Source organism: Streptosporangium pseudovulgare (genome assembly GCF_014648055.1).
GTDB lineage: Bacteria > Actinomycetota > Actinomycetes > Streptosporangiales > Streptosporangiaceae > Streptosporangium > Streptosporangium pseudovulgare.
On the sequence record NZ_BMQJ01000021.1, the window covers coordinates 35,488 to 49,995 of the forward strand.

At 74.1% G+C, this 14,508-nt stretch carries 13 protein-coding genes; 6 read left to right on the plus strand and 7 right to left on the minus strand.

Features of this window, described 5'->3' with window-relative positions; translation table 11 throughout:
• Nucleotides 1-15: 15 nt before the first annotated feature.
• Entirely contained in the window at nucleotides 16-1,092 is a 1,077-nt protein-coding gene (locus tag IEZ10_RS31900; RefSeq protein ID WP_229811858.1) for a GNAT family N-acetyltransferase, read from the plus strand.
• A gap of 205 nt (nucleotides 1,093-1,297) precedes the next feature.
• Here the strand turns inward: IEZ10_RS31900 and IEZ10_RS31905 are convergent, their stop codons facing one another.
• Nucleotides 1,298-2,500, minus strand: a complete 1,203-nt coding sequence (locus IEZ10_RS31905; protein ID WP_189250235.1) for an exo-beta-N-acetylmuramidase NamZ family protein — start codon at nucleotides 2,498-2,500, stop codon at nucleotides 1,298-1,300.
• Between the two features lie 67 nt (nucleotides 2,501-2,567).
• Between IEZ10_RS31905 and murQ the strand changes: the two genes are divergently transcribed.
• The 4 genes from murQ (at nucleotide 2,568) to IEZ10_RS31925 (ending at nucleotide 6,521) form a co-directional block, all read left to right on the plus strand.
• The gene (murQ, locus tag IEZ10_RS31910) at nucleotides 2,568-3,512 is read left to right on the plus strand and encodes an N-acetylmuramic acid 6-phosphate etherase (RefSeq protein ID WP_189250236.1); all 945 of its coding nucleotides are present in this window, start codon (nucleotides 2,568-2,570) and stop codon (nucleotides 3,510-3,512) included.
• Nucleotides 3,505-4,590, plus strand: coding sequence for a serine hydrolase domain-containing protein (locus IEZ10_RS31915; RefSeq protein ID WP_189250237.1), 1,086 nt, complete (start codon nucleotides 3,505-3,507; stop codon nucleotides 4,588-4,590). The genes murQ and IEZ10_RS31915 overlap by 8 nt, the downstream gene beginning before the upstream one ends.
• A gap of 16 nt (nucleotides 4,591-4,606) precedes the next feature.
• Complete coding sequence (locus tag IEZ10_RS31920) at nucleotides 4,607-5,392, plus strand: VOC family protein (protein ID WP_189250238.1); 786 nt, start codon at nucleotides 4,607-4,609, stop codon at nucleotides 5,390-5,392.
• 148 nt (nucleotides 5,393-5,540) lie between these two features.
• The gene (locus tag IEZ10_RS31925) at nucleotides 5,541-6,521 is read left to right on the plus strand and encodes an alpha/beta fold hydrolase (RefSeq protein ID WP_189250239.1); all 981 of its coding nucleotides are present in this window, start codon (nucleotides 5,541-5,543) and stop codon (nucleotides 6,519-6,521) included.
• A gap of 153 nt (nucleotides 6,522-6,674) precedes the next feature.
• On the opposite strand, the gene IEZ10_RS31930 is transcribed toward IEZ10_RS31925, so the two are convergent.
• A complete protein-coding gene (locus tag IEZ10_RS31930) occupies nucleotides 6,675-7,544 on the minus strand; it encodes an alpha/beta hydrolase (protein WP_189250240.1) in 870 nt (289 codons plus the stop codon).
• A gap of 361 nt (nucleotides 7,545-7,905) precedes the next feature.
• Between IEZ10_RS31930 and IEZ10_RS31935 the strand changes: the two genes are divergently transcribed.
• The gene (locus IEZ10_RS31935) at nucleotides 7,906-8,388 is read left to right on the plus strand and encodes a hypothetical protein (protein WP_189250241.1); all 483 of its coding nucleotides are present in this window, start codon (nucleotides 7,906-7,908) and stop codon (nucleotides 8,386-8,388) included.
• 146 nt (nucleotides 8,389-8,534) lie between these two features.
• Here IEZ10_RS31935 and IEZ10_RS31940 read toward each other — a convergent pair whose 3' ends face one another.
• The 5 genes from IEZ10_RS31940 to IEZ10_RS31960 are packed head-to-tail and all read right to left on the minus strand — an operon-like array spanning nucleotide 8,535 to nucleotide 14,320.
• Entirely contained in the window at nucleotides 8,535-9,542 is a 1,008-nt protein-coding gene (locus tag IEZ10_RS31940; RefSeq protein ID WP_308426327.1) for an ABC transporter ATP-binding protein, read from the minus strand.
• Nucleotides 9,539-10,684, minus strand: coding sequence for an ABC transporter ATP-binding protein (locus IEZ10_RS31945; RefSeq protein ID WP_189250242.1), 1,146 nt, complete (start codon nucleotides 10,682-10,684; stop codon nucleotides 9,539-9,541). The genes IEZ10_RS31940 and IEZ10_RS31945 overlap by 4 nt, the downstream gene beginning before the upstream one ends.
• Entirely contained in the window at nucleotides 10,681-11,670 is a 990-nt protein-coding gene (locus IEZ10_RS31950) for an ABC transporter permease (RefSeq protein WP_189250243.1), read from the minus strand. The genes IEZ10_RS31945 and IEZ10_RS31950 overlap by 4 nt, the downstream gene beginning before the upstream one ends.
• The gene (locus IEZ10_RS31955; protein WP_189250244.1) at nucleotides 11,667-12,620 is read right to left on the minus strand and encodes an ABC transporter permease; all 954 of its coding nucleotides are present in this window, start codon (nucleotides 12,618-12,620) and stop codon (nucleotides 11,667-11,669) included. Before IEZ10_RS31955 ends, IEZ10_RS31950 begins: the two co-directional genes overlap by 4 nt.
• On the minus strand, nucleotides 12,617-14,320 hold the full coding sequence (locus IEZ10_RS31960; RefSeq protein ID WP_189250245.1) for an ABC transporter substrate-binding protein: 1,704 nt from the start codon (nucleotides 14,318-14,320) through the stop codon (nucleotides 12,617-12,619). Before IEZ10_RS31960 ends, IEZ10_RS31955 begins: the two co-directional genes overlap by 4 nt.
• Between the last annotated feature and the right edge of the window lie 188 nt (nucleotides 14,321-14,508).

Sequence of the window (14,508 nt, forward strand, 5' to 3'; positions counted from 1 at the left end):
GCGATGGTGAGTCCCGTGGGAGGTGACGGCGCATTCGCCGTGCCCGGCACGTCCGGCGCGCCCGCCCGGGGCCCGGCGGATGTCTCCGGTGCTCCGGGTGCCCGGGGCGGTTCCACGACTCCGGGCGGTGTCACGGAGGTCTCCGGAATCTCCGAAAGCCCCGGGGCCTCCGGGGCCTCCGGGGACTTCGGCGCCTCCGGAACAGGGATCCGCGAGGCCGGCCCGGACGACGCGGCGGCGCTCGGCGAGCTGGCCGCGGTCGCGCTCACCCTGGACGCGGCCGAGGCTCCGGACCTGGTGGCGAGCCTGTCCGCGCCGCCGCCGGGACGCCGCTGGACCGCACTGGTCACCGGCGACCTCACCGGCGTCGTCTTCGCCTCCGTCTCCGGACGCGACCCGTCGGCCGGGCACATCGACCTGCTGGCCGTGCACCCCGGCGCGCGGGGCGCCGGGCGGGGCCGCGCGCTGGTCGCCGCGGCCGAGGAGTGGCTGCGCGGGCAGGGGGCGACCGAGGCCCGCTTCGCGGGCAACCCGCCCTGCTACGCCTGGCCCGGGATCGACGTGCGCTACACCCCGGCGGCGGCCCTCGCCGAGAGGATGGGCTATGAGCGCTACGACGTCGCCTGGAACATGACCGCCGGCCTGGCCGCCGACGCCGACCTGTCCACCGACGCCGACGTCGCCCGGCTGGCGGAGTCGGGCGTCGAGCTCCGCGAGGTCCGCGCGGCCGGCCCCGGCGACCGCGCGGAGCTCGACGCGCTGCTCGCCTTCGTCCGTGAGCACTGGAACGACAACTGGGCGTGGGAGGCCGAGCACGCCGGCGGCTGCCACTACGCCGTGCGCGGCTCGGAGATCATCGGCTTCGCCGCCTGGGGCGCCAGGCCCGCCTGGTTCGGCCCGATGGGCACCGCCCCGGCCGCGCGTGGGCTGGGCGTCGGCCGGGTGCTGCTGCGCCGCTGCCTGGCCGAGCAGCGGGCGGCGGGTCAGGAGAGCGCGCAGATCGGCTGGGTGGGACCGCTGGGGTTCTACTCCCGGGCGGCGGGCGCGCGCGCCGAGCGGGTCTTCTGGCTCTACCGCCGCTCCCTGCGGTGACGGACGGATGTCAACTGCCCGGACACCGGTGGCCCGCACATCGGCACGCCGAGGGGCGCCGGTCCGGGCCGCGGAGGGCGACGGGCCGGCGGGCCACCGGTCGGCGGGTCACGGGCCGGCGGGACCGGTGACCCACCGGCCCGCCGAATCCGCAGAACCCCTGGAATCCGCGGTCCGCGGGCCGGTGACCCGCGGACCCGCGGGATCAGCGGTAGAGGAGCGGGTCGCCGCCCGTCCAGGCCTCCGGGTGGCACGGCGGCGGGCACAGCCCGCGCGGGTCGTCCCCGGCGTCCAGGACGCGGCGCAGCGAGTCCGACCCCCACAGCAGGTCGGCGAAGTACGGCCGGGCGTTCTCCCCGGCCGGTCCGGCGTTCCCCTCGCCCTGCCCGGTCTCCTCGCCCGGTCCGGCGTCACCGCGCCGCCAGGCGAACTCCTCCGGGTGCAGCGAGCGCGCCAGGTGCAGCATCGCGACCCCCGTCAGCACCGGCCGGAACGCTCCGGCGTCGTGCACGTGGAGCTGCGCGCCCCGCACCGCCACACCCGCGTGCTTGCGGAAGGCCGGGGTGAACCACGCGTCGCGGAACCGTACCCCCGGCAGGTCCAGGGCGTTCAGCCCGGCGGCGAACCGCTCGTCGAGGTAGGGCGCGCCGACCAGTTCGAAGGGGCGGGTCGTGCCGCGGCCCTCCGACAGGTTCGTGCCCTCGAACAGACCGGTGCCGGGATAGACCAGCGCGGTGTCCGGGGTCGGCATGTTCGCCGAGGGCATCACCCAGGGCAGGCCGGTGGCCGCGTGCGGCATGTCGCGCCGCCACCCTTCGGCCGCGACGACCAGCAGGTCCGCGCCGATGGAACGGTTGACGTGCCGTGCCAGCTCGCCCGCGGTCAGCCCGTGCCGCAGCGGGATCGCCGCGCGCCCCACGAAGCTGGCGAAGGCGGGGTCGAGGAGCGGCCCCTCCGCGACGGTCCCGCCGAGCGGGTTGGGCCGGTCCAGTACGGCGAAGCGCACCCCGAGCCGGGCGGCGGAGGCCATGAGGTCGTACATCGTCCAGACGTAGGTGTAGAACCGCGTCCCGATGTCGGCGATGTCGAAGACGAGGGTGTCGATCTTCGCCGCCTCCACCAGCCCGTCCAGGGCGGCGCCGTCGGCGCCGTAGGTGTCGAGGACCGGCAGGCCGGTGGCCGGGTCGGTGCCCGCCGCCTCGCCGTGACCGTCCTGGGCGGCGCCGCGCACCCCGTGCTCCGGGCTGAACAGCGCGGTCACCGGCACGCCCGCCGACAGCAGGGCGGTCACACCCGGGGTGAGGTCGGGCAGCACCCCGGTGGGGTTGGTGACGAGGCCGATCCGCCCGCCGCCGAGGAGGCCGGGGTCGTGAACAACTCGTTCGATTCCGGTCCGCACGAGTGACATCGCTCCATTCATAGAAGATAATTTGCAGAATAGAAGACTCTGGTGAAAATTAGCGACATGGGGCGTCATGATTGATCCACTCGCCGACCTGTCCACCGAGCAGAGCGATCCGCGCTACGGCCAGATCGACAGGCTCTCGACCGAGCAGGTGGCCAGGCTGATGAACGCGGCCGACGCCACGGTGCCCGCCGCCGTGGCCACCGCCATACCGGCGATCTCGGCCGCCATCGACGCCGTCGCCGACCGGATGCGGCGGGGCGGACGTCTGATCTACGTGGGCGCGGGAACCTCCGGCCGGCTGGCCGTGCTGGACGCCTCCGAGTGCCCGCCGACCTTCGGCACCGACCCCGAGGTGGTGCAGGGCGTCATCGCCGGGGGCGAGCCCGCGCTGACCCGTTCGGTCGAGGGCGCCGAGGACGACGACGCCGCCGGCGTCGCCGCCATCACCCGCCTGGAGGTGGGCCCGCTCGACTCGGTGATGGGCGTCTCCGCCAGCGGCCGGGCGCCGTTCGTCATCGGCGCGCTCGGCGAGGCGGAACGCCGCGGCGCGCTGACCGTCGGCCTGTCGTGCAACTCCGCCACACCCCTGTCCGCGGCCGCCGCGCACCCGATCGAGGTCGTCGTCGGCCCGGAGGTGGTGACCGGCTCGACCCGTCTCAAGGCCGGGACCGCGCAGAAGCTGGTCCTGAACATGGTGTCCACCATCACCATGGTCAAACTGGGCCGCACCTACGGGAACACCATGATCGAGGTGTCGGCGATGAACTCCAAGCTGGAGGGCCGGGCCACCCGCATGGTCTCCGGCCTCACCGGCGCCGACCTCACCGCGGCCCGCGCCGCGCTGGAGGAGGCGGAGTGGAACGTCAAGGTCGCGGTGCTGGTGGTCGAGCACGGGATCGGCGCCGGCGCGGCCCGGGACCTGCTCGCCGCGCACGGTGACCGGCTGGAGGACGCCCGGGCGGACGGCGCGGCGGTGGGGGAACGGGCCACCGAGGACGTGCGGCATGCCTGACCGGCTCGGCGGCATCCTGGCGGCGGCCGTACCGGACGCCTGCTCGGCGGCGGTCGCCGTGATCGCCGTCGGCGGTGACGTGGTCGCCGCCGCGGCGGCCGGGGAACTGGTCCGCTACGCCGACGTCTCCGGGAAGCTCATCGACGACCGGCCGCCCGCCCGCCGCGACTCGATCTTCGACCTGGCGTCCGTCAGCAAGCTCTTCACCACGGCCGTCATCCTGTCGCTCGCCGAGGACGGCCTGCTCGGCCTGGACGAGCCGGTCGCCGCCCGGCTGCCCGGCGCGCGCGCCGGCGTCACCATGCGCCACCTGCTCACCCACACCGCAGGACTGCCGCCCAGCCGCGCCCCCGGCCACGAGGCCGCCGGCACCGGCGACGGCTCCCGCGCTGCGCACCTTGCGCATCTCGCGCACGTCCTGGCCACGCCGCCCGCGGGCCCGCTCGGCGGCGGCTACGTCTACTCCGACGTAGGAATGATCACCGCGGGCCGGGTGGCGGAGATCGCCGGGGGAGCGCCCCTGGACGAGTTGCTGCGTGCCCGGGTCACCGGTCCGCTCGGCCTGGCCGACACCGGCTACCGGCCCGCGGCGGAACTGCGCCACCGGATCGCCGCCACCGAGGACCAGCCCGAGCGGCCCGGATCCGGGTGCGTGCGCGGCGAGGTCCACGACGAGACCGCCTACGACCTGGGCGGCGTCGCCGGGCACGCCGGGATCTTCGCCACCGCCGACGACGTGCTGCGGTTCGCCGAGGCCCTGCGCACCGGCGGCGCCCCGATCCTGCGGCCGGAGTCGGTCGCCGAGATGACCCGCGACCAGGGAGTGCGCGGCGCGGCCTTCCGCCACGGGCTCGGGGTGCGCATCGGCGACCCCGCCATCGTCGGCCCGCTCACCGACGCCTACGGCCACTCCGGCTTCACCGGCACGTCGGTGGTGGTGGACCCCGGCCGGGCGCTGACGGCCGTCCTGCTGACCAACAACGTCCACCCGCTGCGGGGCCGCGCGGGCATCCGCGACCTGCGCCACGCCGTCGCCGCCGAGGCGCTGCGCCTGTCGGCGGCCGGTGGGCGCGGGTAGGTGCGATCATGGCGGGATGACCGAGAACCCCCTCAGTGATCCCTCCGGAGCCGATGACCCCTCCGGCCGCCCCGGGAAGCCGAGCCGCCGGGAGATCTCCGACGCCGTCGGCGGCGCCGGCTGGCGCTACATCCTCGGCGCGCTCCGCACGTCGGTGCCCGTGCCGTCGCTGGCGCGCGGGACCGACGTCGCCGCCCGGGCCGCCGCCGCGGCCGGTGACCGGGCCGACGGGAGCCTCTGGATGGACGTGCGCGGCGACAGGGTGGTCCTCACGCTCCAGTCGCTCGCGACGGCCGGGGTGACACCGCGGGAGATCGAGCTCGCCCACCGGATCTCCGCCGCCGTGGGCGAGCTGGGCCTGCGCACAGGCCCGGAGGTCGCCGACCGGGAGTCCCTGCCGGGCGACGCCACCGGCCAGGAGGCCGCCGGCAGGGAAGCCCGATCGGACCAGATCCTCGAGATCGCCATCGACGCGCTCGACATCGCCGCGGTCCGCCCGTTCTGGAAGGCCGTCATGGGCTACACCGACGAGGCCGGCGCGACCGGCCCCGAGGACCCGCTCGTCGATCCGGTGGGCCAGGGCCCGGCGATCTGGTTCCAGCAGATGGACGCCCCGCGACCCCAGCGCAACCGGATCCACTTCGACGTCTCCGTCCCCCACGACGAGGCGCCGCACCGCATCCGGGCCGCGCTGGCCGCCGGGGGAGTGCTGGTGTCCGACTCCCGGGCGCCCGCCTTCTGGGTCCTGGCCGACGCCGAGGGCAACGAGGCGTGCGTGACGACCTGGCAGGGCCGCGACTGACCCGCCGTCCCCCCGGGCCCGTACGGAGGATCGGAAAATTCTCCGGATTTCCTCCGGCGGGCGTGTCAAGAGAGCGGCTCCGGCTCCGACTCACGGGTGTACCGGCCGGACCGGGCGGGACCGCGACACATGACCTTGGAGCGACGACATGAAGAACGTGAAGACGGGCATTCTGCCGGTGCCGGGTGCGAACCTCTACTACGAGGTCCGCGGCTCCGGCCCCGTCCTGCTGCTGATCTGCGGCGGTATCTATGACGCCGCCGGATACGCGGGCCTGGCCGACCGGCTCGCCGACCGGTACACGGTGGTCACCTACGACCGGCGCGGCAACTCGCGCAGCCCCCTCGACGGGCCGCCGGAGCCGCAGAGCATCGCCGTCCACGCCGACGACGCCCACCGCCTGCTGACGGCCGTGGGCGTCACCGAGGACGAGCCGGCCTGCGTCTTCGGCAACAGCTCCGGCGCGGTGATCGGCCTGGAGCTGGCCGCCCGCCACCCCGGGCGGGTCCGCGCGATGGTCGCCCACGAGCCGCCCGTCTTCGAGCTGCTGCCCGACCGCGACCACTGGCGCGCCGTCGCCCGGGACGTGGCGGACGCCTTCCGCGAGGGAGGCGCCGGGCAGGCGATGGGGGTCTTCGCCGCGGGGATGGGCATGGGCGGCGGCGACGACCACGGCGAAGACGCCGGGCACGGGGACGCAGGGCACGAGGACGCAGGGCACGGGGACGCAGGGCGCGGGGACGGCGGCGCGCAGGCGGCTCCCGGCGCGGACGGGGAGGGTGCGGCCGGGCCGGGACACGGCGACGCCGCCCCCGCGCCGCAGGGGGAGCCGGACCCCGAGACCGCCGAGATCATGGCCCGCACGGCGGCGAACATGGAGTTCTTCATCGGCTACGAGGTCCCGCCGTTCTCCGGCCACACCCCCGACCTCGACGCGCTCCGGGCGTCCGGGGTTCGGGTGGTGACGGCGGTGGGGGAGACGTCGGAGGGCGAGCCGCCGCACCGGGCGGCCCTCGCCCTGGCCGAGCGGCTGGACGGGCGGCCCGAGGTGTTCCCCGGCGACCACGGGGGCTTCGGCGCCGAGGCCGAGGCGTTCGCCGCCCGGCTGCGCGAGGTGCTTGCGGCCTGACGGCGATCCCTCCGGGCACGGGCGCCACCGGCCCGGGGCGGGCACCCGTCCGGAGCGTCCCCGCCGGCCGGTGACGCGGGCGGGACGCCCCCGCCCGGTGGCCGGACCCGGGACGGTGAGACCTCCGGACCGATGACCCGCCCGGTGCGGACCTCAGACCGGCCGCGTGCCGAGGAAGCGGCGCAGCTCGGCGGCCAGCTCGGCCGGGGCCTCCTCGGCCATGTGGTGGCCCGAGTCGATCGAGGCGCCGCGGACGTCATCGGCCCAGCCGCGCCAGATCGCCGACGGGTCGCCGTAGAGGTCCTCCATGTCGTCCCGCTCGGACCACAGGAACAGGACCGGGCAGGTGATCCTGCGGCCCGCCCGGCGGTCGGCGTCGTCGGCGGCCCGGTCGACGCCGAGCCCCGCGCGGTAGTCCTCGCACATCGCGTGGACGGTGGCCGGATCGTGGATCGCCCGCCGGTAGTCCTCGTACGCCTCGGCGCCCATCTGCTCCGGCGTCGCCCGGTACCAGGCGTCGGGGTCGGCGCTGATCACCCGCTCGGCGGGCTTGTCGGTCTGCCCGAGGAAGAACCAGTGCCACCACGCGGCGGCGAACCGGGCGTCGGCCCGGTCGAGCGCCTCGCCGATCGGCACCGCGTCCATCACGACGAGGCGGGTGGCGGCGTCCGGGTGGTCCATCGCCACCCGCTGCGCCACGTAGGCGCCCCGGTCGTGGCCGGCGACGGCGAACCGCTCGTGGCCGAGCGCGCGCATCAGCGCCACGCAGTCGCGGGCCATCGCCCGCTTGGAGTAGGGCTCGTGATCGGGGGTGGTCGGCGGTTTCGACGAGCGGCCGTAGCCGCGCAGGTCCGGGCAGACCACGGTGAAGCCGTCCGCGAGCAGCGGCGCGACCCGGTGCCAGGTCGCGTGGGTGCGGGGGTGGCCGTGCAGGAGCAGCAGCGGCGGCCCGGAGCCGCCGTGCCGGACGAACAGCTCCGCCTCACCGGTGTCGACCCGTTCCTCGGCGAACCCCTCGAACATCCCGTGTCTCCCTCCGGTCGCGGATCCGGTCGAAAGGCCCCTTCCTGCCGGCGCGAGATCCAAACCGCGAACCCCGCGGTGCCCTCCACGACCGGCCGTGTCCTGCGGGCCGACGTGACGCGCCCGTCCGCCTCGCCCGTCCGTCTCGCCCGTCCGTCTCGCCCGTCACGCGGTCGCGGCCGCCGTTCCGCCGCGCCGCCGTTCTGTTGTGCGAGGACGCGTCATCACGGCGTCGCGGGACCGTTCCAGGCGGTTTTCCTGCTCTTCGGCGTGAAGATCTTTATGTGCAATTTCACATGTGACATCTTCTCCTTACGGGCGCTCGGCACGGGGCCGGGCCCCGTTCCATTGGAGGAATTCGATGAACCAGATCGCCAAGCGTGGTCTCGCGTTCCTGGCGGTGGGGACGGTCGTGGCCGGGGGGCTCGCCACGGCCGCCCCCGCGTCGGCCGCGACCCTCACGACGACGACCACGTGCAGCACCTCGGGACCGATCCAGGGCCTGAACGTCAAGGCGTGCGCGGACGTCACCGGCGACCGGGTACGCGTGTACGGGATCGTCGGCGCCATTGGCATCTCCGAGCCGCCGGTCAACCCCCGTGACGTCGGCGCGGAGGTCTCCGGCGCGATCGTCGGCGGCCCCCTCCTCGGCTCCGGACGCCGGGCCCTGAGCATCTGGAACAACGTCTTCACCGTCGAGGGCGTCACTGCGACCGTGGGCTCCGGGTCCACGGTCCGCGCCACGGTGACGATCACCCCCGGCCCCGCGGGCCCCGGAGGCGGAGGCGGCACGCCCCTGCCCGGCCCGACGTCCGTCTCCGTGGACGTGCCGGTCGTCTACTGACCTGCCCGGGAGACCTGCCCGGGTGACCGGGCTGGGGTGACCGGCTGGGTCGCCGGGCCGGCGGGAGCGCGCGACCGCGGTCGCGCGCTCCCGCGCATTCCGTGCGTCCGGCGGACCCGCCGGGCGCACGGAGGCGAGCGACGCCGTCAGCCGGCGAAGTGGCAGGCCACCTTCCTCTCTCCCGGTCCGTGGGCCATGAGCGGAGGGGCCTCGGTCCGGCAGACGTCCCGGGCCATGGCGCAGCGCGGGTTGAAGGAGCACCCCGGAGGCGGAGCGGCCGGGCTGGGCGGGTCGCCCGGCAGGACGATCCGCTCGCGGACGAGTTCCACCTCGGGGTCGGGAACCGGTACGGCCGACAGCAGGGCGCGGGTGTAGGGGTGGGCCGGGGCGTTGTAGACGGCGTCGCGGGAGCCGATCTCCACGACGCGGCCGAGATACATCACCGCGACCCGGTCGCACACGTGCCGCACCACCGACAGGTCGTGGGCGATGAACAGGTACGCCAGGTCCAGCTCCCGCTGGAGGTCGGCGAGCAGGTTGACGATCTGTGCCTGGATCGACACGTCCAGCGCCGAGACCGGCTCGTCGCAGACGATCAGCCTGGGCCGCGACGCCAGCGCGCGGGCGATGCCGATGCGCTGGGCCTGGCCGCCGGAGAACTCGTGCGGGTAGCGGTCGGCGTGCTCGGCGCCCAGGCCGACCGTCTCCAGAAGCTCGATCACGCCGCGCCGGTCCAGCAGCCGCGTCGGGCCGGAGACGATCCGCTCGACGGTCTGGCGGGGGTTCAGCGACGCGAACGGGTCCTGGAAGATCATCTGGATGTCGCGGCGGAACGGGCGCATGTCGCGCGGGCCGAGCCGGGTGATGTCGCGGCCGGCGAAGACGACGGTGCCGCCGGTGGGCTCCATCAGCCGGACGATCATCCGGCCGGTGGTGGACTTGCCGCAGCCGGACTCACCGACCAGGCCGAGGGTCTCTCCCGGCCACACGTCGAAGGTGACGCCGTCCACCGCCCTGACCCCGTTCCGCTTCCCGAAGGTCATCCGCAGGTCCCGAACGGACAGCAGCGGCGCGGGCCGGGGCCCGGCGTCCGGCGCCGCGTCAGGTGCGGTGCCCGGCTCGCCGGCCGGCCGGGCGGGCGACGCCCCGGTCATCGTGAACCTCCGCGGGTCTCGGCCAGGTGGCAGGCCGTACGGTGGACCGGCCCGGCCGGGGGGCCTTCCGCGCCGACCAGGCGGAGCGCGCGGCCCGCATGGACCTCGCCGACCTCGCCGAGTACGCAGAGCTCGCGGAGCTCGCGGAGCTCGGGCGCCTCGGTGACGCAGGCGTCGTCGGGGGCCGCGGCGTAGCGGGCGCAGCGGGGATGGAACCGGCAGCCGGGCGGCGGCGCGAGCAGCGACGGCGGGCTGCCGGGGATGGCCCGCAGCCGCCCCTTGACGACCGGGCCCGCCACGCCCCCGGCCACCGGATCCGGTGAGCCCCCGGCCGCCACGCTCCCGGCCGCCGGATCCGGCGAGTCCCCCGCGCCCCCGGCCGGCAGGCGAGGGGCGGAGGCGAGCAGGCCCTGCGTGTAGGGGTGACGGGGAGCCCTGAAGATCTCCCGCACCGGGGCGTGCTCGACGGTACGGCCGCCGTACATCACCAGGACCTCGTCGGCGACCCGCGCCACGACGCCCAGATCATGGGTGATCATCATGACGGCGATGCCGCGGTCCCGCTGGATCCTCCTGATCAGTTCGAGGATCTGCGCCTGCACGGTCACGTCAAGGGCGGTCGTCGGCTCGTCGGCGATGAGCAGGTCCGGCTCGCAGGACAGGGCCATCGCGATCATCACGCGCTGCCGCATGCCCCCGGAGAAGCGGTGGGGGTGCTCGCCCGCGCGCCGCCTCGGCTCGGGGATGCCCACCTCGGCCAGCATCTCCACCGCGCGTTCCCGCGCCACCCGGCGTGAGACGCGCAGGTGCAGCCGGTACGCCTCGGCGATCTGCTCGCCGACGGTGTAGAAGGGGTGCAGCGACGACAGCGGATCCTGGAAGATCATCGCTATCCGGCGGCCGCGCAGCTCGCGGAGGCGGGAGGCGGGCGCGCCCACCAGCTCCTCGCCGTCGAAGACGATCGAGCCGGAGACGGCCGCCTCGCGGTGCAGGCCCATGATCGCCAGCGACGACACCGACTTGCCGGAGCCGGACTCGCCGACGACGCCGAGCGTGCGGCCCCGGTCCAGGTCGAAGCCGATCCCGTCCACCGCGGTCCCGGCGGGGAAGGCGACCCGCAGGTCTCTCACTCGCAGGATCACGCGTACCTCACACGGGGGTCGATCACCGCGTAGACGAGGTCCACGCCGAGGTTCGCCAGGGTGATGAAGAACGCCGCCAGCAGGGTGACGCCGAGCACGACGGGCTGGTCGGCCTTGAAGATCGCGTCGTAGGTGAGCTGGCCGACGCCGGGCAGGCCGAAGACGTGCTCGGTGATGACGGCCCCGGCCAGCAGCCCGCCCAGGTCCATGCCGAAGATCGTCACGATGGGGGTGAGCGCCGAGCGCAGGCCGTGCTTGGTGACGACGGTCCGCTCGTACAGGCCCTTGGCTCGCGCCGTCCTGATGTACGGCTCCGCCATCGTCTCGATCATCGAGGCCCGGGTGAGCCGGGCGTACATGGCGGCGTACAGGCTGGCGAGCGTCATCCAGGGCAGCAGCAGGTTGCCCGCCCAGGCGGCCGGGCCCTCGGAGATCGGCCGGTAGTCGGGGTAGGGGAGCCATTCGAGCCGCTGGACCAGGATGAGCAGCAGCATCATCGCGGTGAAGTAGACCGGCGCCGAGGCGGAGGCCAGCGTGGCCGCCATGAGCGAGCGGTCGAGAGCGGTCCCCCGGCGCAGGGCCGCGACCAGCCCGACGGCCAGGCCGCCGGCCAGCCAGAGCGCGGCCGCGCCGAGGGCCAGCGAGACGCTCACCGGCAGGCGGTCGGTCAGCAGGTCCCAGACGGGCAGCGCGTTCTGGTAGGAGTAGCCGAAGCAGGGGACCGAGCACTCCAGCGCGGTCGGGCCGTCGCCCAGCACGCGGCCGGTGAAGATGCCGGTCACGTAGCCGCCGAACTGCTCGTACACCGGCCGGTCCAGGCCCATCTGCGCGCGCACCAGCGTCACCTGCTCCGGAGTGCAGGTCTTGCCGCAGGCGTGGGCGGCCGGGTCCGAGGGGAGCACGTAGAAGACGGCGAAGGTCACCGCGCAGATGACGAGCAGCACGCCCGCCACCGCGGCGAGCCGCCGCAGCAGGTAGCGGGTCATCGGCCGCCTCCCTTCGGGTCGAGGGCGTCGCGCAGCGCGTCGCCCAGCAGGGTGAAGGCCAGCACGGTCAGGAACAGGCAGACGCAGGGGATCATGAAGTACGCCGGCGCGACCTGGTACCAGAGCAGCCCGTTGTCGATCATCTGGCCCCACGAGGGGGTGGGGGGCCGCACGCCGACGCCGAGGAAGGACAGCGCGGCCTCGGTGCCGATGTTGGCCGGGATCGCCAGCGTCGTGTAGACGAGGATCGGCGCGGCGATGTTGGGCAGGATCTCCCGCAGCAGGATGTGCGGCCCCATCGCCCCGTTGACCCGCGCGGCGTCCACGAACTCCCGGTGCCGGACGCTCAGCGTCTGCCCGCGCACGATGCGCCCGACGTACGGCCAGCTGAACATGCTCATGATCAGCACGAGCAGCAGCACGCGGTCGGTGCCCGGCGCGATGGACAGCAGGGCCAGCATGAAGATCAGGCTCGGGAACGACATCACCAGGTCCATGATCCGGCTGAGCACGGTGTCGACTCTGCCGCCGAGGTACCCGGCGACCAGGCCGACCGCGGTGCCGGCGAGCACGGTGACGGCCGTGGCGGCGACCGCGATCAGCAGCGACACCCGCGCGCCGTACACGATGCGGCTGAAGACGTCGCGGCCGTTGCCCGGCTCGACGCCGAGCCAGTGCTCGGCGCCGATCCCGCCGAAGTCGCCCTTCGGCACCCCGCCGAGCGCCTGGTCGATCGCGGTCTTGTCGAAGGTCTCGGGCCGCCAGCCGTTGAGCCCGGTCAGCAGCGGGGCGGCCAGCGCCGTCACGACGAAGACCGTCACGATGGCGAGGCCGAGGAGCGCGGCCGGGTCGCGGCGGAGCCGCTCGTAGGCGATCCGCCCGGGGGAGCGGCCCCGGACGGCCGGGGCCGCGATACCCGCCGCGGCCTCCCGCGGTGCGGCGGTGGTCACTTCCCGACCCCGAGGGCGGCGTAGTCGAACTGGCCGGACCAGATCAGGTGGCCGAACGCGCCGCCGACCTTGGAGCCGGTGAGCAGCGGCTTGCGGAGCCAGAGCAGGGGGACCATCGGGGTCTTCTTCATGATCTCGGCGTCCAGGTCCACCCAGGCGCGGTCGGCCGCCTTCAGGTCGGTCATGGCGCGGATCCCGTCGATCCGGTCCATGGTCTCCTTGTCCCGGAACAGCGACACGTTGCCGCTGTTGCCCTTGTCGGTGATGGTGCGGCCGTCGAAGAGCATCGGGATGAAGGAGGACCCGGACGGGTAGTCCTGGCACCAGCCGTACAGGGCCAGCCCGTCGAACCTGGCGGTGTCGCCGATGGTGTCGTAGTAGACCGACGGGTCGAAGGTGCTGATCTCGGTCTCGACGCCGACGCGCCTGAGCGACTCCTGGATCGCGGTGGCGGCTCCCTTGTCGCCGGTGGAGGCGTACATCGTGACCTTCACCGGCGTCGTCACGCCGGACTCGGCGATCAGCGCCTTGGCCTTCGCCACGTCGCCGGTCGGCGGGATCTTCAGGGTGTCCTGCGGGACGCCTCCGGACAGCGACGGCGGCAGGTAGGCGGTGGCGACCGTGCCGGAGGCCGGGCCGCCCTTGACGGTCTGGTACGCCTCCTTGTCGATCGCGTACTGCAGGGCCAGGCGGAACTTCGGGTTGTCGAAGGGCGCCCTGGCGGTGTTCATGGCCAGGGTGTCGGTGCAGCCCCGGATCTCGTTGTGGAAGCGCGCCCTGACCTTGGGGTTGGTGAGGATCTTGGCGAAGCTCTCGCCGTTGACGTCGGCGTAGGTGACCGCGGTCCGGTCCTCGCCCTGGTCGGCGATGAGCCGGTCCACGATCACGCTCTGCCGCAGGCCCTGCTTGACGACGACCCTGTCCGGCAGCGCCTTGCGGACCGGGTCGGTGGCGGGGTCCCAGTGCTCGTTCCGGCTGAGCACGAGCTGCTTGCCCCGGTCATAGGTGTCGATCTTGTACGGTCCGGAGGAGAAGACGCGGTTGTCGTACTGGGCCTTGGTGTCCCTGGCCCGGGGCACCGGCGCGAAGGTCGGCAGGGTGGCGTAGTACGGGAACTCGGCGACGGGGCGGTCGAGGTGGAAGACGATCGTCTTCTCGTCGGGCGTCTCGATCGACTTCAGCGAACCGTCCCGGTAGGGGCCCCGGTACTTCTCGCCGCCGGTCAGGACCAGGCGGGCGTAGTTGGGGCCGCCGGGCAGTTCGGGGGCGAAGGACCGCTCCACGTTGTACTTGACGTCGGCGGCCACGACGGGCGAGCCGTCCTCGTACTTGAGGCCGTCCTTGAGGGTGAAGGTCCAGGTCCTGCCGCCGTCGGACATCTCGCCGACGGTGGTGGCGAGGTCCGGGACGATCTGCAGGCTGGCCGGCCCCGGCTCCGACTTGTAGGTGACGAGGGAGCGGTAGAGGTAGCGCAGGCCGAAGTCCATCTCCGGCATCGTCCAGTTGCGGGTCGGGTCGAGGTGGGAGAAGTCCTGGTTGGACAGGATCGTGAGCGTCCCGCCCCTGGCGGCCTCACCGGCCGGGGCCTGGGAGCGGTTTCCGGACCGCTCGGCGGCGGGTGTCCCGCCGCCGCAGGCCGCCGTGGCGGACAGCACCGCCAGCGCGAGGAGGCAGGGGACCGCCGTGGTCTTCACGGACATGTGTCACTCCGCAGTGGTTGGGGGGGAGAGCGAGAGTGACACGTAACATAGTAATGTGAAATATTACCGGCAATAGTACGTTACCAATCCGTAATTCTCCTGGCCCGGCATTCCCCCGTTTTCCCGGTCCCGGCCCGGTGGCTTTCCCGGTCCCGGCCCGTCGCCTTTCCGGGTCCCGGTCCGGTGGC

What these genes read in the sequence shown, in the direction of transcription:
- IEZ10_RS31905 (WP_189250235.1), bottom strand. Translation starts at nt 2,500, where the DNA reads ATGTCACTCGTGCGGACCGGAATCGAACGAGTTGTTCACGACCCCGGC.
- murQ (WP_189250236.1), top strand. Translation starts at nt 2,568, where the DNA reads ATGATTGATCCACTCGCCGACCTGTCCACCGAGCAGAGCGATCCGCGC.
- IEZ10_RS31915 (WP_189250237.1), top strand. Translation starts at nt 3,505, where the DNA reads ATGCCTGACCGGCTCGGCGGCATCCTGGCGGCGGCCGTACCGGACGCC.
- IEZ10_RS31920 (WP_189250238.1), top strand. Translation starts at nt 4,607, where the DNA reads ATGACCGAGAACCCCCTCAGTGATCCCTCCGGAGCCGATGACCCCTCC.
- IEZ10_RS31925 (WP_189250239.1), top strand. Translation starts at nt 5,541, where the DNA reads ATGAAGAACGTGAAGACGGGCATTCTGCCGGTGCCGGGTGCGAACCTC.
- IEZ10_RS31930 (WP_189250240.1), bottom strand. Translation starts at nt 7,544, where the DNA reads ATGTTCGAGGGGTTCGCCGAGGAACGGGTCGACACCGGTGAGGCGGAG.
- IEZ10_RS31935 (WP_189250241.1), top strand. Translation starts at nt 7,906, where the DNA reads ATGAACCAGATCGCCAAGCGTGGTCTCGCGTTCCTGGCGGTGGGGACG.
- IEZ10_RS31940 (WP_308426327.1), bottom strand. Translation starts at nt 9,542, where the DNA reads ATGACCGGGGCGTCGCCCGCCCGGCCGGCCGGCGAGCCGGGCACCGCA.
- IEZ10_RS31950 (WP_189250243.1), bottom strand. Translation starts at nt 11,670, where the DNA reads ATGACCCGCTACCTGCTGCGGCGGCTCGCCGCGGTGGCGGGCGTGCTG.
- IEZ10_RS31960 (WP_189250245.1), bottom strand. Translation starts at nt 14,320, where the DNA reads ATGTCCGTGAAGACCACGGCGGTCCCCTGCCTCCTCGCGCTGGCGGTG.